At 57.0% G+C, this 19,879-nt stretch carries 22 protein-coding genes; 5 read left to right on the top strand and 17 right to left on the bottom strand.

The window, feature by feature from the left end; translation table 11 throughout:
• Positions 1-2: 2 nt before the first annotated feature.
• From addB to regB, 6 genes are all read right to left on the bottom strand, one after another.
• Positions 3-2,933: a double-strand break repair protein AddB gene (addB, locus tag WG622_RS06750; protein WP_339402886.1), complete on the bottom strand. Its 2,931-nt coding sequence runs from the start codon at positions 2,931-2,933 to the stop codon at positions 3-5.
• Positions 2,926-3,618 carry a nucleotidyltransferase family protein gene (locus tag WG622_RS06745; protein WP_339402885.1) on the bottom strand — a complete coding sequence of 231 codons (693 nt, stop codon included), beginning with the start codon at positions 3,616-3,618 and terminating at the stop codon, positions 2,926-2,928. Before WG622_RS06745 ends, addB begins: the two co-directional genes overlap by 8 nt.
• Entirely contained in the window at positions 3,594-4,601 is a 1,008-nt protein-coding gene (locus WG622_RS06740; RefSeq protein WP_339402884.1) for an aminoglycoside phosphotransferase family protein, read from the bottom strand. Before WG622_RS06740 ends, WG622_RS06745 begins: the two co-directional genes overlap by 25 nt.
• Positions 4,591-5,067 carry a tRNA (adenosine(37)-N6)-threonylcarbamoyltransferase complex ATPase subunit type 1 TsaE gene (gene tsaE / locus WG622_RS06735; RefSeq protein WP_339402883.1) on the bottom strand — a complete coding sequence of 159 codons (477 nt, stop codon included), beginning with the start codon at positions 5,065-5,067 and terminating at the stop codon, positions 4,591-4,593. Before tsaE ends, WG622_RS06740 begins: the two co-directional genes overlap by 11 nt.
• A 45-nt stretch (positions 5,068-5,112) precedes the next feature.
• Positions 5,113-6,510 (bottom strand): PAS-domain containing protein, encoded by a 1,398-nt coding sequence (locus WG622_RS06730; protein WP_339402882.1) that lies wholly within the window; start codon positions 6,508-6,510, stop codon positions 5,113-5,115.
• A 239-nt stretch (positions 6,511-6,749) separates the two neighbouring features.
• Positions 6,750-8,120 (bottom strand): sensor histidine kinase RegB, encoded by a 1,371-nt coding sequence (gene regB, locus WG622_RS06725; RefSeq protein ID WP_339402881.1) that lies wholly within the window; start codon positions 8,118-8,120, stop codon positions 6,750-6,752.
• 157 nt (positions 8,121-8,277) lie between these two features.
• Here regB and WG622_RS06720 point away from each other — a divergent pair, with 157 nt between their 5' ends.
• Positions 8,278-8,895: an SCO family protein gene (locus WG622_RS06720; RefSeq protein ID WP_339402880.1), complete on the top strand. Its 618-nt coding sequence runs from the start codon at positions 8,278-8,280 to the stop codon at positions 8,893-8,895.
• 71 nt (positions 8,896-8,966) lie between these two features.
• A complete protein-coding gene (locus WG622_RS06715) occupies positions 8,967-9,521 on the top strand; it encodes an ActR/PrrA/RegA family redox response regulator transcription factor (protein WP_209357812.1) in 555 nt (184 codons plus the stop codon).
• Positions 9,522-9,578: 57 nt separating this feature from the next.
• On the opposite strand, the gene WG622_RS06710 is transcribed toward WG622_RS06715, so the two are convergent.
• From WG622_RS06710 to WG622_RS06700, 3 genes are read right to left on the bottom strand one after another with little or no spacing between them, the layout of a single operon-like run.
• Positions 9,579-10,073: a GNAT family N-acetyltransferase gene (locus tag WG622_RS06710; protein WP_339402879.1), complete on the bottom strand. Its 495-nt coding sequence runs from the start codon at positions 10,071-10,073 to the stop codon at positions 9,579-9,581.
• Entirely contained in the window at positions 10,070-10,561 is a 492-nt protein-coding gene (locus WG622_RS06705; protein WP_339402878.1) for a GNAT family N-acetyltransferase, read from the bottom strand. The genes WG622_RS06710 and WG622_RS06705 overlap by 4 nt, the downstream gene beginning before the upstream one ends.
• On the bottom strand, positions 10,558-11,142 hold the full coding sequence (locus WG622_RS06700; protein WP_339402877.1) for an HD domain-containing protein: 585 nt from the start codon (positions 11,140-11,142) through the stop codon (positions 10,558-10,560). The genes WG622_RS06705 and WG622_RS06700 overlap by 4 nt, the downstream gene beginning before the upstream one ends.
• Positions 11,143-11,511: 369 nt before the next feature.
• Between WG622_RS06700 and WG622_RS06695 the strand changes: the two genes are divergently transcribed.
• Together WG622_RS06695 and ahcY are read left to right on the top strand one after the other, a co-directional pair.
• The gene (locus tag WG622_RS06695; protein WP_209357816.1) at positions 11,512-11,829 is read left to right on the top strand and encodes a hypothetical protein; all 318 of its coding nucleotides are present in this window, start codon (positions 11,512-11,514) and stop codon (positions 11,827-11,829) included.
• 93 nt (positions 11,830-11,922) lie between these two features.
• Complete coding sequence (ahcY, locus tag WG622_RS06690; protein WP_339402876.1) at positions 11,923-13,311, top strand: adenosylhomocysteinase; 1,389 nt, start codon at positions 11,923-11,925, stop codon at positions 13,309-13,311.
• A 43-nt stretch (positions 13,312-13,354) separates the two neighbouring features.
• Here ahcY and WG622_RS06685 read toward each other — a convergent pair whose 3' ends face one another.
• The 3 genes from WG622_RS06685 to WG622_RS06675 all read right to left on the bottom strand — a co-directional run bounded on the left by WG622_RS06685 (position 13,355) and on the right by WG622_RS06675 (position 15,887).
• The gene (locus tag WG622_RS06685; RefSeq protein WP_339402875.1) at positions 13,355-14,335 is read right to left on the bottom strand and encodes a Gfo/Idh/MocA family protein; all 981 of its coding nucleotides are present in this window, start codon (positions 14,333-14,335) and stop codon (positions 13,355-13,357) included.
• An 80-nt stretch (positions 14,336-14,415) separates the two neighbouring features.
• Positions 14,416-15,021: an HD domain-containing protein gene (locus WG622_RS06680; RefSeq protein ID WP_339402874.1), complete on the bottom strand. Its 606-nt coding sequence runs from the start codon at positions 15,019-15,021 to the stop codon at positions 14,416-14,418.
• On the bottom strand, positions 15,018-15,887 hold the full coding sequence (locus WG622_RS06675; RefSeq protein WP_339402873.1) for a phytanoyl-CoA dioxygenase family protein: 870 nt from the start codon (positions 15,885-15,887) through the stop codon (positions 15,018-15,020). The genes WG622_RS06680 and WG622_RS06675 overlap by 4 nt, the downstream gene beginning before the upstream one ends.
• A gap of 222 nt (positions 15,888-16,109) precedes the next feature.
• Between WG622_RS06675 and WG622_RS06670 the strand changes: the two genes are divergently transcribed.
• Positions 16,110-16,451, top strand: coding sequence for a DUF2853 family protein (locus WG622_RS06670; RefSeq protein ID WP_209357820.1), 342 nt, complete (start codon positions 16,110-16,112; stop codon positions 16,449-16,451).
• Positions 16,452-16,652: 201 nt separating this feature from the next.
• Here the strand turns inward: WG622_RS06670 and WG622_RS06665 are convergent, their stop codons facing one another.
• Genes WG622_RS06665 through tsaD form a run of 5 tightly spaced genes read right to left on the bottom strand, consistent with a single transcriptional unit; the run spans position 16,653 to position 19,854 of the window.
• Entirely contained in the window at positions 16,653-17,048 is a 396-nt protein-coding gene (locus WG622_RS06665; protein ID WP_209357821.1) for a DUF1761 domain-containing protein, read from the bottom strand.
• A gap of 60 nt (positions 17,049-17,108) precedes the next feature.
• Positions 17,109-17,528, bottom strand: a complete 420-nt coding sequence (locus WG622_RS06660; protein ID WP_339402872.1) for an EVE domain-containing protein — start codon at positions 17,526-17,528, stop codon at positions 17,109-17,111.
• Entirely contained in the window at positions 17,528-17,800 is a 273-nt protein-coding gene (locus tag WG622_RS06655) for a YciI family protein (protein ID WP_339402871.1), read from the bottom strand. The genes WG622_RS06660 and WG622_RS06655 overlap by 1 nt, the downstream gene beginning before the upstream one ends.
• Before the next feature lie 3 nt (positions 17,801-17,803).
• Positions 17,804-18,760: an NAD(P)H-dependent glycerol-3-phosphate dehydrogenase gene (locus WG622_RS06650; RefSeq protein WP_339402870.1), complete on the bottom strand. Its 957-nt coding sequence runs from the start codon at positions 18,758-18,760 to the stop codon at positions 17,804-17,806.
• A complete protein-coding gene (gene tsaD / locus WG622_RS06645) occupies positions 18,757-19,854 on the bottom strand; it encodes a tRNA (adenosine(37)-N6)-threonylcarbamoyltransferase complex transferase subunit TsaD (RefSeq protein WP_339402869.1) in 1,098 nt (365 codons plus the stop codon). The genes WG622_RS06650 and tsaD overlap by 4 nt, the downstream gene beginning before the upstream one ends.
• Positions 19,855-19,879: the final 25 nt, after the last annotated feature.

Raw genomic sequence — 19,879 nt, 5'->3', positions numbered from 1 at the left:
TTTCACGTCAGATCCTCCGGCTTGGGCGCGTCGGTCACTTCCCATTCCCCAAATCGCGCGAGCTGGTCATAGTCGCCGATGTCCGTATCCTTGCGCAGCGCGCGGCGGGCCGTGTAGCCCTGCTCGGGATCCTGGTATTTCGCAATCATCCGCTCGAATTCAGCCCAGATCTGCGCAGGCGGTGTGTCAACCAAAGGCGCAGCAACATCCTTCGGAGTATTCCCAAGACCAAGGTAAATCGCGGCTACCACTTCGGACGGGGTGATGCCTTCAAACCCGCCGCGTTCTGCCATCGCAGCCTCAAGCAACAGCTGCTTGTCAAAGAACTTTTGTTCCTCGGGCGACGGGGGCGTCCCGGTCTTGTAGTCATAGATCAGCAGATTACCGTTTTCGTCACGGTCGATCCGGTCGGCCGTGCCACTCAGAGTGAACCCCAGATGGGGAATTTCTGACCGGGCTCGGGTTTCAAACCCGGCGGGTTTGGCGTGTTTGCGACGAGAGGTTTCGCCCGCGATAAAATGCCCTGCGACCCGTTCCATGCGGGACATCCAGAGGGCGCGGGCGGCGTACCAAGGTACGTTTTCTGAAAGAATAGACTCTGAAATCTGCATCAAATGCGCGTGGGTCAGATTGTTTGGGTCCGCGTCCACGTCTTTGACGAATTGCTCCAGTACCTCATGCACCACGATGCCACGCAGCAGGGCATCGGGCAGCTTCATGAGTGGATCCAAGGCGCGCAAACGCAGCACATGTTTTGCGTAAATAGCATAGGGGTCGCGGATCAGCCGTTTGATCTCTGTCACGGACAATCGTGTCGGGCGCGCGCTGACGGGCGGCCGCGGGGCAGGGCGGTGCGCCGGCTCGGTTTGCGCGACGGCTTCGAGTTGCGCCACGCGGTCAAGCCAAGCCAAGCCACGAGATCGCATAGCCGCCAAAGCATCTGGCCCGCCTTGCTCCCTCAGACCGGACAAAAGGTTCGCGAGGCGGTTGATCCAGCGCGAAGGAACGGTTTCGGCCTCATCCGAGCGGATGGAGCGCGTCAACCAGACCTCTTTGGCACCGATGGCCTGCTGGAAGTCATGTGCAGACAGGCCAATCCGACGTTCTGGCAGCAAAAGCCCCGCGTCATGACGCATCTTTCGATTAAGCCAGGGGTCAGGCGACGGGCTTTCGGGCCAGCTGCCCTCATTCAGTCCGCCAAGGATCAGAAGATCGGCACCCTGCACCCGCGCTTCGAGGGTGCCCCAGATCAGGATATGCGGATGCGGTGCGTCACGATCCCGAACTTCGCCGCGCGACAAGACCGCGCCAAACAGGTCTGAATAATCGCCCGCCGTCATCGCGCCTGCGTAGCCCGCGTTGGACTGTAGTTGCGAGACAATGCGGATCGCCTCGCGACCGGCTTTCTCGTCCCAAAGACCACCGCTGCCGTCCGCAGCGGTAGAACCGCGCGCGATCCGTTCGGCCAAATCGAGGTGCGCTGTGACGCGTGCGTCCAGCGGAACTTCCCCGAGCGACACCTGATCGCAGAAGTGCGATGTAAGCCACTGTAACCAGTCCGAGGCATCTTTTTGTCCGGCACCGAAAGCCGAGAGCTTTTCAACTGTCGGAAAGGTGATCCCTTTGCGGCGAAGGTACAGTTCGAGGTCTCGCGTCAAACGAAGGTGCGTATTGCGGTCAGACCCCGAATGCGTCAGTGGGTGTTTAAGAAGAGTCAGCAAAGCCTCTGACGTCAATTCCTGCTGGAACAGAGCCGAAACATGCCGCAAAAACCGCCCCGGAGGCGACAATTGCAAAGGCGTGCCCGCCGAGTCATCGGGTAAGATGTTCCAGCGATCCAATGCCGCTGTAACCTGACGTGTCAGCATCCGATCTGGTGTGATCAAAGCCGCAGGTACCCCGTCCTCGGCCGCTTGCCTTAGGCGCATGGCAATCGCGAGGGCTTCGTCGCGCATTGACCCCGCTTCGACCAAAGTGATGCCTTCGCAGGCCGCGTCCAGATTGGTCAGACTTGGGCCTTCGGACAGCCATTGGTCTGTGACCGGCGCTGGGCGCAGGGCCAGCGACACAAGCCGATTACGCGCGGGGCTTGGCGCTTGGATCTCGGTCCAGGGTTGAACATCCATGGGCGACATATCCAAACCACGAAGGATCTTGTTGAACCGATATTGCGGGTGATCCTCTGCCGACAGCGCATCCCCAAGCGTCGCCCAAACAGAGGCCGGGGTATCAAAATCGAACCCGGGCAGGATCAAAGCCCCCTGCGGCAGCCGCGCGATAGCCTGCATCAGCAACATCGTCGTGCCCCGCGAACCGGTGGAGCCCGCCAAAATCACCGGATGATCCGGTGGCGCGACCTCCCACTGGGCAATCAGCGCCTCGACGATCTGTCTTTGGCGGGATTCCGCGTCCGGTTCCTCTGCGACGGTGGCCAGAAACTGACGGGCAATGCCAAAGAATTGCTGCGCCCGTTCCCAATGGCCCGATTGATCGCTGACATCCAACGCGGCAATCGCATCCGGGGATACGCCCTCGCCATTCATTTCGTCCATGAGCGTCGCGAGACTGTCTGCCAGATCAAAGAGCGACGCACGCGGGGCGAGATCGGGTTGTTGATCCAAAAGGCGGGCGATGATCTGGGTCAGTTCGAACCGTCGACGCAGAGGATTAACAGCCGGCGGCAGGGGGGTCTTGAGCGACTGCCCAAGGCTTGTCAGCAGCTTGACCCGCGGCAAGAGCATGGGCGGACCCTGATCAAACAATTGTCGCATCCGCCGCGCCATCCGCTGCGTGTTCACGATGACCTCAACACGCGCCATAGCCTCGGGGGGGTGGGACTGCATCCGCGCCTTGAGACCCTCGATCAGTGCGCGTGGAAAATCGACGCCGGGCGCGACGCCAAAAACGTTCGGCTTGCTGGTGATTTCAAACATCTTGCCCCCTCAAAAGCCCTTCGGCCAATGCGATCCCGTCCGGGTGTCCGACGTCGCACCATCGTCCGGGGTAGTCCAGCCCAAAGAGCCGCTTGTCCTGCGCAATCTGATCCCAGATCTCATTCAGTGAGAATGTTCGATTTGGATGGGCTCTTACACGGTCTGTTTTAATGATCTGAACGCCACCATAGACGAATTCGCCTTTTCGGGAAATCATGCCATTTTCGTCAATGCTGAAGTCCCCAGGAGAGACCCTACCAAGGCAATTTTCGACCCTAATACACCCTAAAAGCGCATCCATGCGTTTCGGGCTCCACGACTCTAACAAAAGACGAAACGGATTGGGACCGTCCCAGATGCAATCACTGTTGCTGGTGAAGACGGGGGATTGTTTCAGAAGCGGCAACGCTGCCTTCAAGCCTCCTCCGGTATCCAAAATGTCCGGTTTTTCGATGCTGATTATGGCGTCTTTGTCGGCAAAATGATCGACGATGTGATCGGCCAGATAGTGGGCATTTACAACTGTGATCTCGGGCGAAATGCTGTCAACCAAGTCCAGAGTGTGGTCGATGAGGCCTTTGCCATTTACCTTGATCAATGGCTTGGGAGTCGCGCGGGTCAGATCGCCCATGCGCGTTCCAAAACCAGCGGCAAATATCATCACTGAGGTGGGGGTGTCAGGCATTCGGTTCTCAGAAAATTCAGGTGAGTCTCGGCGGGAAATGGAAGTGTCTCATCTACAATCTTCCGCAGGTCATTGAGGCCCGGATGCGCCAAGTCGCGCTCCAGATACGCCCAGACTCGCGGAATGAAATCGACATAGCTGGGCCGGCGCAGCAGGCGCGACAGGCGAGCGAACATACCGATGATGCGCAGGTTGCGAATGGCTCCAAGGGCTGCATAGGTTGTGGTAAACTCATCCTCACTGATCGAGGCGCGTTTTCGAAAGTAGGTGCACATCTCCAGTTCGAAATCAGGAGAAATATCCCGCCGCGCATCTTGCAACAGAGACACCACATCGAAGGCGGGGTGCCCCAGCATTGCATCCTGGAAATCCAACAGACCGGCTCTTGATGTGCCATTGCGCTGGGGAAGCCACATAATGTTTTCTGCGTGATAGTCTCGTAGCATCATGCAGCTTGGCTTCGGGAGCAGGTTGTTTGCGAGCGATTCAACCAAGTCTACAACCGACTGCCCCAAGGCGTCGCGTTCTCCGGTACTGGCGGGTGCGTACCACTGCCATGCTGTGGCGGCGAGCACTCCGAGATGCGCCGCGTCACAAATGGGCAAGTCTTGCGGCGCGGGATGTGCTTGAAGATGCAACAAAGCATCAAGAGCTATCGGATAGAGGCTGCCTTGATCGCCGGGCATGTCCGCGAAACGCAGGTCACCAAAGTCCTCCAGGACCAAAAAGCCCGGGGCTTCTGCATAGATTTCCGGAGCTGATAGGTGGATCTTCCTTAAATGGCGGCCGATCTTCAGGAATCGCGCCATTTCTTCTGACGGAGCTTGGGATGCATCCATCAAAATGGCCGTGTCCCGGGTCTGCTTGGTCAGACGAAAGTATTTACGCGCGGATGCGTCCTGGGTCAGCGCGGCTACTTCGGCCGAAGCCCAATCGGAGTTCGCAAGAAAGCGAGCGCCCTCGGGGTGAAGATCAGAGGTCATCCAGACCTGCGAGTTTTTCGTCCCACTTCGCAGCCTCCCATGTGAAGGTGAGCGCACGTTGGCCGGGATGTTCTGTCATACGCATGGACACCGAAAGGGCCGAGGACGGAGCAAGCTCCGCCAGTCGGTCGGGCCATTCGACCAGACATAGCGCATCGCTGAACGCGTCAATCAGGCCCAGTTCGACCACCTCGTCCGGACTGGTCAACCGATAGAGATCCGCGTGCCAGATTTCGAATTGATACACCTCATAGATCTGGACCAGCGTAAATGTCGGCGACGGAACATCCTCTGGCTCAGGCAAAAGGCTTTGGATCAGTGCGCGCGCAAAATGGGTTTTTCCAGCGCCGATATCACCGGTGAACAGCAGCACGTCGCCCGCACCCAGACGCGGTGCGATGGTTTTTGCCAGTTGGGTGGTGGCATCCGGGTCGGTTAAATCGAGCGAAAAACTGCGCTGGGTCATAGTGCAAAGATACTACGCCCTGCCTCACCTGCAACCAGCAAGCGCCTAGCTGGGTGCGAGTTTTTTTGCGTCGATTGGGACGGGCACAGTGCCTTCGTGAAATGTCAGAATAGTGTAACCACCCATGATCGGATCCGCTTGAATTCGCAAGATCTTGCCGGACTCCTGGTTTAACTCGCGAACCCAGCCATGTCGATCGTGATATAGGCGCAAATAATTGCTGAGACTCCCGATTATCAGAGTCTCTTTCACCTTATCTTGCCAAATCTTCTCGAAATCGACCCAAGTGAAATTTGCGATGGAACTGTCAGGGTCGACATGCCACATCTTTTGGAAAGCGGCATTGGTCATCGAGAAACTCCCTCCCGGTGAGACAACGGCGATTGCTGAGGGAAGATTGTTAATGACGGCTTTTGTGATGTCCAATTGCGCACGAAATCGCCTCTCCAGAGAAAGTTCGGCGCTGATGTCTTCGAACAGAAACGCCACTGCGCCATTTGGATGCGGGCGTCCAGTAACACGAAAAGTTTCGCCCGATGGCAGTGGCCAGATTTCGCGGTAGCGGTCGTCAGTGGCATCCAGCACCATATGCATGATGCGCTCACGCCAAGATCCATAATTGCGTGGCTCGGGGATCATGCGGTCTTGGCGGAGTTTGTCAAAGAAGGCGTTTAGCGTGGGTTCGCCGCTCAGGAAACCTGCGGGCAGGCCAAATTGATCCAAAAGGGCAGGGTTGAACAAGACAAGCCGCCGGTCCCTGTCAAAGATCGCTAGGCCGGTTGAGAGTTGTGCAAATGTCTTTGCCAGCGTCTGAACAAAATTTCGTCGGGCTTCATCCGCCTGCACGGCCTTGTCTGCGTTTACCGCAAAGAAAGTGCGCGACGCGCCGTTGGCAATCATCGTTATGTCAAAATGGCGAATGCTGCCGTGATGGTCCGAGTCATAAGACACACGAAACGACTCTCCAGATTTGAGGTCATCCGGAATTCGGATCTTCATTTTATCCGCGTGTTCGCCAAGCCGAAAACGATTGCCGCATTCTTTAAAAAAGGCAGGGTTCGCCCAAATCACCTTGTTTTGATCCGACATTCTCCAAATCGGAAATGGCGAGTCCATGGATGCGTTGGTCAAAGACTCAAACTCAGATACTGGGACTCGGACGCCAGCCTTGCGTTTGTTTTGCGTAGGCCAATTGTGGAGCGAGAGCTTCGCGTATTTGTTCCATTGTTCAAGCGTTGCCCTGAGTTCTCCGGGTCTTGCGTTGATTGGATAGGTTCGGATTGGATCGTTGCTGTTGCCCAAAGAGACCGGGATTGTGGCTATACGATTGGCAACCACGCCACGGACATGGGCCCAAGTCACGTCCTTAAGGTCCTGCGTCCCCAAGAGCGCGGTTGCGTCGCGATCAGCGTCAATCAATACGCCGTTCTCAAAGAGAAGCACCAGAGGCGCCTCGTCGCGTTGGTATTGCCAACGCCGCGAAGAAGAATGCGTAAAGGCGCCTCGAATCCCCACAAGTACGAGGCCAAGCACACAAGCGCCTATAAGCCCAAGCTGAATCGCTAGTAATGCAGAGTCAGAAACCAGCATTTTTCCCTACGGCATCGCAACGCCTAAGGATCAGCAAAAATGGTTAACAAAGTATTAACGAAAAGAAGATGGCGTGGGTGGCCTAAGTTGATCTACTGGATCTGCGGGTTCTCTGCGGACAGTGGGCTATCGGCCTGCGCTTCAATTGCCTTACGGGGCCAAGACACCTCGACAATGGCGCCGCTATGTGAGGCGGTCTCATACGTGAGGTTCGAGAAGTGCAGCGTTGCGCCCGTGCGTTCCAGCAAAGTCTTGGCTATAAACAGACCCAATCCCATGCCGTCATAGCCAGGCCTGCGCTTCTTGTCCTTTTCGCTTCGTCCGCGTCGCAACATCGGGCTACCGATCCGGCCAATCACATGATTGGGAAAGCCTGGCCCGTCGTCGATCACACTGACCGAAACAAACTCATTGGTCCAAGTGGCCTCAACCCGCACCGAGGACTTCGAGAAATCCACGGCGTTTTGGATCAGGTTGCGCAGCCCGTGCACGATTTCGGCGCGGCGTTGAACCATGGGTTCCTCGCCGAGGATGTCATCCGAAATGGTTTCATCAATGGTGACATCTTTGCCGCGGTCACTATGGGGTTCGGCGGCCTCTTCGATGACGGTCAAGAGGGGCAGGCTGCGCATGTGCAGATCGCTTTTGCCGGCTCTTCCCATGGATCGCAGGATATCCCGACAGCGATCCGCTTGCTCGCGGATCAATGCCGCGTCTTCCTGCAGTTCTGGATTGTCGGAGAGCTCTTCCATCAATTCGCCGCTGGTCAGTTTGATCGTCGCCAAAGGCGTGCCCAGCTCATGCGCTGCTGCGGCCACAACGCCGCCAAGATCGGTTAGTTTTTGTTCTCGCGCTAGGGCCATCTGCGTGGCGGCGAGGGCTTCGGCCATAGACGACATTTCGGATACCACGCGCTGGGAATAGATCGACGAGAACAGCACGGCGATGACGATCCCGGCAAAGCTGCCAATCAGAAAGATCTGCTGTGTTTCCAGAATGACGCCAGATGCCGTGCGCAGTGGGAAATAGAACTGGGTCATCATGGCCACCAAAGCAATGGTAACAGAGGCCAAAATCGCGGTCATCCGCACAGAAAGCGTCGCTGCAGAGATCGTCACTGGACCGACAACAAGGATCGAGAAGGGGTTGTTCAAGCCTCCGGTCAGAAACAAAAGAAAACACAGTTGCAGTAGGTCAAACAGCAAGAGCGCAGCGTTTTCGCTTTCCGTCAAAAGCTTGTTTTCGGGAAAGGTGAAATAGCCAAGGATGTTCACCAAAGCCGACACGGCAATGGCCAGAAAGCAAAGTTCGTATTCCAGATCTAGGTGAAAGAACTGCTGGGCCACGATCAGGGCGGTAACCTGACCGATGATAGCGATCCACCGCACCATGGTGATCGTCCGCAAAGAAATCCAATTGCCACGGCGATTGCCAGAGATAAGCTGGACGGGGGTTTCGGGCATGCGGCGTCTCCTTCTTGCGCAACAGGGATAGGCTGTCTGATCCTGATAGGCAAACCATGCGGTGGATTGGCGCGGTGATGCGAATGTGAAGCTCTGCTCTCTTGCCCCATTGTGAGAAGCGGCCTACCTATCGCCGTGACTTTGAAAGGATGTCCCTATGGTTCGTGCAATTGCCGCTGTGTCTACGGTTGCGATCCTCTCTTTATTGGGTGGGGTTTGGTATGTGTCGCAAAACCCTGGAGGAGACGTCTTTGCCCAGTGCCGCGCCTCGCAAGTCGCGGGTGGTGGCGGCGCGATTGGCGGTCCGTTCACTTTGGTGGATGAGGACAATAAGACCGTGACCGACAAGGACGTGATCACTGAGCCGACGTTGGTTTATTTTGGCTATACGTTCTGTCCGGATGCTTGTCCGTTCGATGCGGCCCGCAATGCCGAAGCTGTCGAAATCCTCGAGGGGCAGGGGATCTCGACCACGCCGGTTTTTGTTTCGGTGGATCCGGATCGCGACACGCCTGAAGTGTTGAAGGAATGGACGGACTATCTGCATCCGAAAATGCTAGGCCTGACAGGCACCGTCGATCAGCTTAAAGCCGCGACGCGCGCCTATAAGTCCTATTACAAGATCAACGAAAGCGAGGACGAGTTCTATCTCGTGGATCATTCGACTTTCACCTACTTGATGTTGCCCGAGCATGGATTCGTTGAGTTTTTCCGTCGCGACGCGTCTGCGGAGCAAATGGCAGATCAGATTGCCTGCTTTGTGAACAACGCATAAGATGAATGTGTTTGACGCAAAGTCGAATAATAGGTAGTTAAAATACCAATTATGGAATTGGAGGCCCAGAGATGGTTGACCAGGCACTTCTCGAGATCGGATCTGACAATAGTCTGTTGTTGGTCGACGACGACGAGGTTTTTCTGAAACGTCTCGCAAAGGCGATGGAAAAGCGCGGGTTTGCCGTTGAAACGGCCGAGTCCGTGGCTGCCGGACGCGCAATTGCCACCGCACGGCCTCCGGCCTATGCGGTTGTGGATCTGCGTCTGGATGATGGCAACGGTTTGGATGTCGTCGAAGTCTTGCAGGACAAGCGCGAAGACTGTCGGGTTGTGATCCTAACGGGCTATGGTGCGATTGCCACGGCAGTTGCGGCTGTAAAGGCAGGCGCCACGGATTATCTGGCGAAACCGGCGGATGCTCAGGACATCGTGAACGCTCTGTTGTCTGAACGTGGCGAGCTGCCTCCTCCGCCGGAAAATCCAATGAGCGCCGATCGCGTGCGTTGGGAGCATATCCAGCGGATCTATGAGCTCTGCGATCGCAATGTGTCCGAAACGGCGCGCCGTCTGAATATGCACCGCCGGACCTTGCAGCGCATTCTGGCGAAACGCAGCCCGCGCTAAAGCGCCCTTTTCGGGCGCTGCCTGCGGCGCGAGTATTTTTGGCAAGATGAAGAGACGTCAGTCTTTGAGGTCGTAGCGTTTGTGGGTTTTGCCTACGGTCTGGCCGCTTGGCAATGTCACGTTTTCCTCGTGTCGATAGGTCCGGAACCCGCGGCTTTGATAATAGGTGAGCCCGCTTTCGTTGTCTGACCGGATGTTGGCGTTGATCCAGTCAAACCCCAGAGCCAACGCGGCCAACTTTGTGGCCTCAAAAAGTTGCGAGCCGATACCAAGCCCGGTTTGGCCGATCTTGACGAAGGTTCCGATTTCACAGGCCTCAGGGGGCAAATCCGGCCAGGGGCCGATCCATTGAAAGCCCTGCACCTTGTCTTGGTCATCCACCGCCACGTGCCAAGCCGTGCGACCGGCATCGCCAAACAGCCAGCCCTCCATCTCGTCTTTGGTGACGTCCTTGGTCAGAGCGGTTGTGCCCCCGACTTTGATGATCTCATTCAGCAACTGGGTTGCGGACCGGACGTCCAATGCGCTTCCGTGGCGAATTCGAATGGTCATGAGAGATCGAAGCGCTTGAGGGTTTTGTCGACCACATGGCCATTTGCCAGTTCGATGCCGATCTGCCGATCATAGTCCTTGAAGCCTTTTGCTGTGTAATAGGCCAAGCCACTGTCATTGTCCGATCGTATGTTGGCGTTGATCCAACTGTAGCCAAGCGAGATGGCGGCGGCTTTGGTTGCGGCAAAGAGCTTGGTGCCGATGCCAAGCCCTGTCTGGCCCGCCTTGGCGAAAGTTGCGATCTCGCAGGCCTCGGGTGGAAGGTAGGCGGCTGTGGTGATCCATTGAAAGCCAACGCAATCGCCGGAGTCATCGATGGCGACGTGCCAAGCTGAGGCGTCGGTGGCTTCGGACATCCGGCCTACCAAATAGTCCGGCGTCACGGGGTCGGTGTATGCCGTGGTACCTCCGATCTCGATGATTTCGTTGAGCACCTCGGCCATTCCGTGTGCATCCTGTGCTTGTGCCGGGCGAATTGTGATGCTCATAGCGACCTCATCAGCGTGTCATGACGTTCTGTGAAAGCGCGCCGAACCTGAACCGGAGGGCGCAGATCGATTGTCAGGCCGTCTATGATCTCGGGTTTGGGCTGTCCGAAGAGTTTGGCGGCCTCAGCTTCCGTGAAACCCGCAATTTGAACCGCTTCCATGAAGGCCGAGACTTTATCAGCGCGTTTGATTTGCGCCTTCACGGTCTTGGGAATCACCGCGGGCAGTCCGAAGCGAATGTGGATCGCCGCCGTTAATCTTTCATCCAACGCCCCATAGCCGGGTCCGACCGCGGCTTTTACCGGAGAAATCATATCCCCGATGACATATTCAGGGGCGTCGTGCAAAAGCGCGGCCAAACGCCACTTAGTCGGGGCTTTGGGGTTCATTCGGGCATAAAGCTCTTCGACAAGCAGTGAGTGTTCCGCGACCGAATAGGCGTAGTCGCCCAGAGTCTGCCCATTCCAGCGCGCCACAAAGGCGAGGCCGTGGGCGATGTCTTCGATTTCGATGTCCACCGGAGTCGGGTCCAAGAGGTCAAGCCTCCGGCCAGATAGCATCCGTTGCCATGCGCGTGCCATGTGGTGTCCTGTATTTTTGACCGAGTGTCCCCTAGCTGGGCGGGGATCGCAATGGATTCTTGGCACCGACACGCAAAAACCAACCCCTGTGCCGTGCAGGGAATTTGTCTATCTATAGCAATTGTCACAGCGGGGGAGCGCGACAATTACAACATATAGTGTCATAAATTGGTTACAAACTCAACTTTCGCGCTTGAGTTTTTACAAAATAGCGCTGACACTCAATACGTTCGACTAGGTCTGTCGCCGAGATCTCCGCCGGGTGCGGGTGTATGTGCGATACAGTTGGATCAATATCTAGTGCGAGGGGGACGCGCGTTCCTCCCGCGTGTCCTCCTGCCAGAAACCATTCAGAGAGCAGGAGTTACTATGTTCAAACGACTGACAATCTCGGGACTGCTTTTCGGTCTTTTGGCTGTGGCGCAGCCGTCGCTGGCGCGTGAAAATTGTGGCGTTCGGGAGACCGTGGTCGCCAAATTGCAAAACAGCTATTCAGAAAGCCTCGTAGCGGGCGGGCTACAGGGCAACAAGAATGTGCAGACCATGGTAGAGGTCTGGGCGTCGGAAAAAACCGGCACTTTCACCATGCTTTTGACGAGCCCCGAAGGCGTGTCCTGTGTGGTCGCCGTGGGTACGAATTTCTTTACCAAAGAGCCCATGGAGTTGGCAGAAGGCCTCAAAGGCTAGACTGGGCGGGACTACGACCTACTTGACCATTGTCGCAAGCGCTCTTGAGTGTTATGCGAACGCGAAATTCGTACTGGTCAGGAGAGCGGGCATATGCCGACAGACTATATAGTTAAAGACATCGCGTTGGCTGGTTTTGGCCGCAAGGAACTCGATATTGCTGAAACCGAGATGCCGGGCCTGATGGCGCTGCGCAAGGAATATGGCGAAGAAAAACCGCTGAAAGGCGCGCGCATCGTTGGGTCTCTGCACATGACGATCCAGACAGCTTGCCTGATCGAGACGCTGGTCGCACTGGGCGCGGATGTGCGCTGGGCGTCCTGCAACATCTTCTCGACCCAAGACCACGCGGCGGCGGCGATTGCAGATGCTGGCATTCCTGTATTTGCGATCAAAGGTCAGTCTCTGGAAGAGCACTGGGACTATCTGGACAAGTCCTTCCTGTTTGAGGACGGCCCGAACATGATCCTCGACGATGGCGGCGACGCGACCCTCTATGTTCTGCTGGGTGCACGTGCCGAGGCGGGTGAGGACATCATTCCAGTGCCGCAATCTGAGGAAGAAGAAGTCATCAAAGCGCAGATCGCGAAACGTATGGCGGCCTCTCCGGGCTGGTTCACCAAGACCCGCGATGCGATCATGGGCGTGTCCGAGGAAACCACCACCGGCGTACATCGTCTCTATGAGCTGCAGAAAAACGGCCAGCTGCCCTTCCCTGCGATCAACGTGAATGACTCGGTCACCAAGTCCAAGTTCGACAACAAATACGGCTGTAAAGAGAGCCTCGTTGACGGTATCCGCCGCGCGACCGACACGATGATGGCGGGTAAAGTGGCTGTAGTTTGCGGCTATGGCGATGTGGGCAAAGGCTCTGCGGCATCTCTCGCAGGTGCAGGCGCGCGTGTGAAAGTGACCGAAGCCGATCCGATCTGCGCGCTGCAAGCCGCGATGGACGGGTTCGAAGTCACCTTGCTGGAAGACGAAGTCGCCACCGCAGACGTTTTCATCACCACCACCGGCAACAAAGACATCATTCGCATCGAGCATATGCGCGCGATGAAGGATATGGCGATTGTTGGCAACATCGGCCACTTTGACAATGAGATCCAGGTTGCGGCTCTGAAGAACCACAAATGGACCAACATTAAAGAACAAGTGGACATGATCGAGATGCCTTCCGGCAACCGGATCATCCTCTTGTCTGAAGGTCGTCTGCTGAACCTTGGTAACGCAACTGGCCACCCATCCTTTGTGATGTCAGCCTCCTTCACCAACCAGGTTCTGGCGCAGATAGAGCTGTTCCTGCGTGGAGATCAGTACAAGAACGAGGTCTACATCCTGCCAAAGCATCTGGACGAGAAAGTGGCTGCGCTGCACTTGGATCGTGTTGGTGCAAAGCTGACCAAGCTGACCGAAGAGCAAGCGTCCTACATCGGCGTGACGCCAGAAGGTCCGTTCAAGCCAGAGCATTATCGCTACTAAGCGACATCAAATAGACAAAGGGCCTCACTTCGGGGCCCTTTCTTTATGCGCAGGCAGCTTCCCAATCGTTGAGGAAGCGCATGATTTCCAGTGAGTCCTTTAAACGTGGGGATGGCCGTGGCGCTTTGGTTAAACCCGCAGCAAGGCTTGCTTCGACCATTTCGAGTTGGTGATCGAAAGCGTCTCCCTGAACATCGACCGAGTACTGCATTTCTGACCCATCATAGCCACGCCACGTAAACCCATTGGCTTCCGCATCCGGCAGCCATGGGTTGTGGTCAAAGCGGATCGTGCCTTTGGTGGTGGCAATCACGAACTCATGCGCCATGCCATAGCTGTCTGTAGAGTGTAGAGACGCGAGAACGCTGTTTGCAAAACGCACAGTCACAGCCGCGTCGCAGACGTTGGCGTCTTCGTTGAAGTTGCCCTGAGCGGTGAGGTCTCGGGCAGAAAACACCGCGTCTCCGCACATGGTCTGCACAACCAAATGCATCAGAGATACGGGATAACAGCCAAGGTTATAGAGCGTGCCTTTGCCGGCAGGATTGACCACTTGCCAAATGTCGGCGGCATAGAAACCTGTGATGTGACGCAGCTCTCCGACATCTTTGGACCGCAAGACGTCGACGAGGGTTTGATAGATCGGATGTGCCAAGTACATCAGCCCTTCGACAAAGAATTGGCCCGAAGAAACGACCGTTTCAGCCAAGGTCTCAGCGTCGTCATAGGTCGTTGTCAGAGATTTCTCGCAGAGAACCGCTTTCCCAGCAGTCAAAGCCACTTCTGAGGCCTCTCGGTGCAAATGATTTGGCAGGCCGATATAGATGGCATCTACGCCCGGCAGGGCGGCTAGCTCGGCGACAGTCTCTACACCTGTCCCAATCCCATATTGGGCCTGCAATTCGGCGCGCGTCTCAGCCGAGCGCCCTGAAATCGCGACCGCCTCAGATCCTTCGCGCCGCGCAATCGCGCCCAGCATGGCGTGTGAAATAAACCCGGTACCTGCGATGCCCCATCTGCTCATGATTGTCTCCTGCTTGGCCGACCTGACGGCCAGAAAGGCAGGACCATAGGCCAAGCATCTCAGGTGGGAAAGCCGAAACCCTAGGCTACGAGCGCTGACACAAACCCCTCGCGCAGCACCGCTGGATCGTAAGCCTTGCGCCCAAAGACTTCGCGCACCATGGGTTCGAAATGCGAGAGCGGCTTCATTGGGTACTCGGGATCAAAAGACGACTGATCCCAGCGCTCGCAAAAGGCGGCACAGCTGTCAAAGCACGGGTGATCCTTAAACTGATCCCGCGCGTTTTCGTCCCAGCCATAGTGTTTGCCGTAGTAGAGCATCTGGAAAATCCCATGGTGTTCGACCACCCAAGACACATCCCAGCGCACGAATGGACGGATGACCTCGGCGGAAAAACGATCATGGTTCTGTGGTGCAAGCCCATCACCGATGTCATGCAGCAAAGCCCCAACGATCCAGTCGATATCCGCCCCATCGGCCTCGGCGCGGGTGGCGGATTGCAACCCATGTTGCAGCCGGTTTATTCGATAGCCTTCCAGCGAGGCCTGCCCGTGCCGCTCCATCTCTTCCAGCACCCGATCGGCGGTCATGCCCAGATAGGGTTTCTCCAGCTCGGCCAGCAATAGGTAGTCTTCCTTGGTGCCATCCTTCATCTGGGTAAAGCTAACCAGTTTTTCTTCGCTCATGACGCACCTTCCGCCTGATACATGCCCACATTCCCTTCGGCCCCTGCGGCCAGAGTGGTGGATTGATGATTAAGAACCTCACGATAGAGCGCGAGGTCTTCGGGATCAAACAGGCGATTGGGGCCTGCGATATGGATCCAGCCGTTCTCGGCATCCTTGCCGCGCACAAGCATCGCATAATCACGCCCCTGCGCCGACTGCCGCACGCCCGGGGTGACATAGCGGATCGCCAAACCGATCCGGCGGTCATCGGAGGTGTTTGGCGCGGAGGCATGGAACGTCCGCCCATGGTGAAACGACATTTGACCGGGTTTCAGAGGCCCGTGCTCGGCTTTCATCTCGTCGATGCCCGCGATCTCTTGCCCGCGCGACAAAAGGTTGTCCTCATCAAAAGTGTCCTCATGCGCCACGATCTTGTTCTTGTGGCTGCCGGGGATGAACCGCATGCAGCCCGCCTCGACGCTTACGTCAGAAAGCGCGATCCAAGCCGTCAGCTCTTCGTCTGTTTCGCCCATACCCCAATAGGTGATGTCCTGATGCCAGCTGACGACGGATTTGGTGCCGGGCTCTTTGATGAAGAGCTCTACCGACCAGACCAAAAGGTCCGGCCCAAGGATCGCGGCAACCTGATCAAGGATCTGGGGCGTGCGCGATACCTGCGCGAGCAAAGGAATGACCAGATGTCCGTTCACGCGAAAGAACTGTCCCAGATCAAAGCCATCCGCACCAGCGGCATACATCTGTTCCAAAGTCTCAACCTGCTGGCGCAAGCCTGCCGCGTCCTCAGAGGAAAACGCGGTCAGACCGGCCACATAGCCTTTGTCGTGATAGTGCTGGGTCTCTGTCGGTGACAGTTGTCCTTGCATGGCATCTCTCCTCTATGCCTTTACTGGGAAAGCATGCGACCCAAGGTCAACGCGCGTCCACACCGAATACGTCACCGAAATGGTCGCTTTTCGCATGAATTTGCGGGGAATAGCGGGAAGTTTTCCCTTTGTGGGTTTCGCCAATCCGGCTAGGCTCACTCCCAAGCACCACTCGGCGCTGTCTTTAATGTTGTTTGCTTTTTTGCAGGTGGGAGAAAGAAAATGGGAAAACGCGACGATTTGATCGCTCAATACGCGGATGATCTGCGCAACAAATGCGGTATGGAGCCAGATATGGACCTGCTGGAAAAGGTCACTTTGGGCTGTGGTCCGGCGATCTATAACGCGGATGCCTCGACGGTGGCAGCGACGCAGGAAAGCGAGCTGGAAACCGTGAAGAACAACTTCCTGATCAAGAAGCTGGGCCTTGCGGATGGTCCGCAGCTGATGGATGCGATCAACTCGGTCATGGACACTTACGGTCGCTCTGAGCGCAACAAGTACCGCGCTGTGGTCTACTACATGCTGACCAAACATTTCGGCAAAGAGTCTATTTACGGCTAATTCCGAGGCCCGCGTTCGCGCGGGCTTTCCTACACCAGAGTTTAATCAAATTTCACTTTATTTATAACAGCTTGGAATTTGATTTTCCGCGCCACACTCGCTAGATCTCTGGGGAAACCATGATGCATTTACGTGCTTTGGTGTGTGGGATTTCGGGGGAACGGGGACGTGCTTTGAACAGGCGCGTCCCCGTTCGCATTTTCAGATCAGGGTCAGAACCAAGCCGATAATCGCGCTGCCGCCGGTCGCATAGATACCGTCCAGCAGGATCAGCGCGCGCGGCCGGCCGGCGAAAGTGTAGTTGGTCGCAAGCCACGGTACCGCCAGAAACAGACCGGCACCCAGTCCCGCGATCAGGCCTTTTCCGGGTTCAGTGATGCCCGACAACGCAAACATATGCCGCATCATGCCCGCCACGATGATCAGGCAAATGATCGACACGATATAGGGCATTGGGTTCTTCGAATTGGCAGGCCGCCCGTCCTCACCGACCTCAACCCCCGAAGCTGCCATCCAGGGTTTGGCCATCGCCATATACCAGACCGCGCCAAACACATAAGCGGCCACTGCAGCCGCAATCACACTCACAAAACCCATTCGTCCCTCCATGAATTGGGGTTTACGCAAGGGAACTATGCGAGAATTTTCGGGGTCTGGCTAGGTTTCAACGCCCGCTATGTCGCAGATCACCTGCCACTCGTCCTCGGTCACGGGCTGGACTGACAGGCGAGAGTTCTTGACCAGCACCATCTCGGCCAGACGCGGATCTGCCTTGATCATGTCCAGTGACACCGGCGTTTTCACAGGCACTACGGCCTTGATATCCACGCACTCCCAACGGTCGTCGTCGGTGGTGCTATCTGGATGGGCCTCGGCGCAGACTTCGACCACGCCGACGACGGATTTCTTTTTTTGGGAATGATAGAAAAACCCGCGATCGCCCAGTTTCATCTCGCGCATGAAATTGCGCGCCTGGTAGTTGCGTACACCGTCCCATTCCTCGCCCGCGTCACCTTTGGCAACCTGATCGTCCCAGCTCCAGGTCGAGGGTTCGGATTTGAACAGCCAATAGCGCATCAGCCGATCACCTTGTTCCACGCAGTGATTTCGACGGATTGAAAGAGATCGGCGGCTTTATAGGGATCCTGCGCGGCCCAGGCCTCGGCGGCGGCCATATCGGGCAAGTCCAGAATGATCAGCGATCCGCACATCTCGCCGTTGTCGTCCAGAAACGGGCCTGCCATTTCGACTGCATCGGTGGATTTCAGATAGGCCACATGGGCGTCGCGATTGGCCTTGCGGACCTCAAGTGCACCGGGTTTGTCTTTCGCAATCAGGGCAAAACGCATGGGTTATTCCTCTTTCGGGGGGCGGGCCAGAAGTTGCTCCATAGCCTCGCGTAGGTTGAGTTTCTGGTCAAGCAATCCGACGACCGCTTGGGTGATGGGCATGTCGAGGCCAAGTCCGGTCGCACGTGTTAGCGTTGCGCGCGCGGTGGCGGCACCTTCGACGGTGATGGTCGGGTCAAAGGGTTCGCCCCGCCCAAGCGCGAGGCCAAATTGATAGTTGCGCGATTGCGTTGAGCTGCAGGTCAGCGACAGGTCTCCGAAACCAGAAAGGCCTGACAAGGTGGCCCGATCCGCGCCCAACGCATGCGCCATGCGTTTCATTTCCGCAAATCCACGCGTCATAAGCGCCGCGCGGGCGCTTTCGCCGAGGCCCGCGCCAATGGCCGCCCCACACGCAATCGCAATGACATTCTTAAGCGCGCCACCGAGTTCGGCACCGGTGACGTCTGTTGTGCGATATATGCGCAAGTTTGGGGCTTTGAGAGCGTCTTGCAAGGCTTGGCCCTTTGCGTCATCTGCGCAGGCCAAAGTCAGGGCCGTTGGCAGACCAATGGCGATGTCTTGGGCAAAGCTCGGGCCCGTCAGGATCGCGCCGGTTGCGTCGGGGTATATGTCTTGGATGATGGACACAGGGCCTTTGCCAGTTGAAAGCTCGATGCCCTTACAGCAGGCGACCAGCGTTTTGCCGTTGAGCTGTGGGAAACTTGCAAGAACAGAGCGGAGCGTCTGAAGTGGCACGGCCAACAAAACCACGTCGGGCAGATCTTGGGGAAGGTCCGACGTCAACGTCACGAGGTCGTTGAAGCGCACGTCCTTTAGGCGGGCACTTTGTCGTGTTCTGTTTTGCGCCGCGATGGAGTTTGCATCTCGTCCCCAAAGCGTCACCTCTGCGCCGCCGAGGGCAAAACTCTGCGCCAAAGACGTGCCGAAAGCGCCAGCGCCCAGAACCAGAATGCTCATGCTTTGGCTCCTTTCTTGCCGCCACCCAAAAGGGCAGGGGCTTTCTTGTCCAGTGGCCAGCGAGGGCGCGCAACAAGGGACATATCGTCCTGATGCCCTGCCTTGAAACGTGCGAGGCCCGCATAGGCGATCATTGCGGCGTTGTCTGTGCACAGCGCGAGAGGCGGGGCGGTGAAATCCACTGCGTGATCTGCACAAACAGTCTCTAATGCGCCGCGAATGGTCTGGTTTGCGGCGACGCCACCTGCGACGGCAAGGGTCGGCGTTTCGGGATTTTCCGCGAGATATGTTTCCAAAGCGCGCGCTGTTTTCTTGGTCAAGACATCCGCCACCGCCGCCTGAAATGACGCGCAAAGGTCCGCGCGATCTTGGCGCGTTAGCCCGCCTTTCTCTGCGACCATTGCATCGCGCGCGCGCAGCAGAGCAGTCTTGAGGCCAGAGAAGGACAGATCACAACCCGGACGATCCAGCAGTGGCCTTGGGAACGCAAAGCGCCTGGGGTCGCCCGACTTGGCTTCAGCTTCGACGCTGGGGCCGCCGGGTTGCGGCAGGCCCAAAAGCCGCGCGGTTTTGTCAAAGGCTTCTCCGGGGGCATCGTCAATGGTGCCGCCCAGACGCGTGAATTCTTCAGGTCCGTGTGCTATCAGAAATTGGCAATGCCCACCGCTCACCAATAGCATCAGATAGGGAAAGGCGATCTGATCCGTCAAACGCGGCGTCAGCGCATGGCCCGCAAGATGGTTCACGCCGACCAACGGAATACCCAGACCCGCCGAAAGCCCTTTGGCACACATCACGCCAGAGATCACGCCACCGATCAGCCCCGGTCCAGCGGTGACAGCGATGGCGTTAACGTCTGAAAACCCTATTCCCGCCTTAGACAAAGCCTCTTCGACCGCCAAGTCCAGCTTTTCGGCATGGGCCCGCGCTGCGATTTCCGGAACGACACCCCCGAAAGCAGCGTGTAACTCGGTCTGGCCATAAACCACATTGGACAGGATTTTCGGCGCGGCCTCGCCTGATTGGCGCACCACGGCCGCCGATGTGTCATCGCAGCTGCTTTCGATACCGAGAAGGGTGAGAGTGTCCGTCATGGTCTGCCATTGCGCCGTTTGATAT

Source organism: Cognatishimia coralii, assembly GCF_037478305.1.
In the GTDB taxonomy this organism is placed as follows: domain Bacteria; phylum Pseudomonadota; class Alphaproteobacteria; order Rhodobacterales; family Rhodobacteraceae; genus Cognatishimia; species Cognatishimia coralii.
This window is presented reverse-complemented; position numbering and strand designations above follow the sequence as displayed.

Coding starts and splice junctions, on each gene's coding strand:
- addB (WP_339402886.1), bottom strand. CDS start 2,933: ATGTTTGAAATCACCAGCAAGCCGAACGTTTTTGGCGTCGCGCCCGGC.
- WG622_RS06650 (WP_339402870.1), bottom strand. CDS start 18,760: ATGAGCATTCTGGTTCTGGGCGCTGGCGCTTTCGGCACGTCTTTGGCG.
- WG622_RS06695 (WP_209357816.1), top strand. CDS start 11,512: ATGTTCAAACGACTGACAATCTCGGGACTGCTTTTCGGTCTTTTGGCT.
- tsaE (WP_339402883.1), bottom strand. CDS start 5,067: ATGACCCAGCGCAGTTTTTCGCTCGATTTAACCGACCCGGATGCCACC.
- WG622_RS06710 (WP_339402879.1), bottom strand. CDS start 10,073: ATGACCATTCGAATTCGCCACGGAAGCGCATTGGACGTCCGGTCCGCA.
- WG622_RS06685 (WP_339402875.1), bottom strand. CDS start 14,335: ATGAGCAGATGGGGCATCGCAGGTACCGGGTTTATTTCACACGCCATG.
- WG622_RS06740 (WP_339402884.1), bottom strand. CDS start 4,601: ATGACCTCTGATCTTCACCCCGAGGGCGCTCGCTTTCTTGCGAACTCC.
- WG622_RS06680 (WP_339402874.1), bottom strand. CDS start 15,021: ATGAGCGAAGAAAAACTGGTTAGCTTTACCCAGATGAAGGATGGCACC.
- WG622_RS06665 (WP_209357821.1), bottom strand. CDS start 17,048: ATGGGTTTTGTGAGTGTGATTGCGGCTGCAGTGGCCGCTTATGTGTTT.
- WG622_RS06745 (WP_339402885.1), bottom strand. CDS start 3,618: ATGCCTGACACCCCCACCTCAGTGATGATATTTGCCGCTGGTTTTGGA.
- WG622_RS06670 (WP_209357820.1), top strand. CDS start 16,110: ATGGGAAAACGCGACGATTTGATCGCTCAATACGCGGATGATCTGCGC.
- WG622_RS06675 (WP_339402873.1), bottom strand. CDS start 15,887: ATGCAAGGACAACTGTCACCGACAGAGACCCAGCACTATCACGACAAA.
- WG622_RS06700 (WP_339402877.1), bottom strand. CDS start 11,142: ATGGCACGCGCATGGCAACGGATGCTATCTGGCCGGAGGCTTGACCTC.
- WG622_RS06660 (WP_339402872.1), bottom strand. CDS start 17,528: ATGCGCTATTGGCTGTTCAAATCCGAACCCTCGACCTGGAGCTGGGAC.
- WG622_RS06720 (WP_339402880.1), top strand. CDS start 8,278: ATGGTTCGTGCAATTGCCGCTGTGTCTACGGTTGCGATCCTCTCTTTA.
- regB (WP_339402881.1), bottom strand. CDS start 8,120: ATGCCCGAAACCCCCGTCCAGCTTATCTCTGGCAATCGCCGTGGCAAT.
- ahcY (WP_339402876.1), top strand. CDS start 11,923: ATGCCGACAGACTATATAGTTAAAGACATCGCGTTGGCTGGTTTTGGC.
- WG622_RS06715 (WP_209357812.1), top strand. CDS start 8,967: ATGGTTGACCAGGCACTTCTCGAGATCGGATCTGACAATAGTCTGTTG.
- WG622_RS06655 (WP_339402871.1), bottom strand. CDS start 17,800: ATGCGTTTTGCCCTGATTGCGAAAGACAAACCCGGTGCACTTGAGGTC.
- tsaD (WP_339402869.1), bottom strand. CDS start 19,854: ATGACGGACACTCTCACCCTTCTCGGTATCGAAAGCAGCTGCGATGAC.
- WG622_RS06705 (WP_339402878.1), bottom strand. CDS start 10,561: ATGAGCATCACAATTCGCCCGGCACAAGCACAGGATGCACACGGAATG.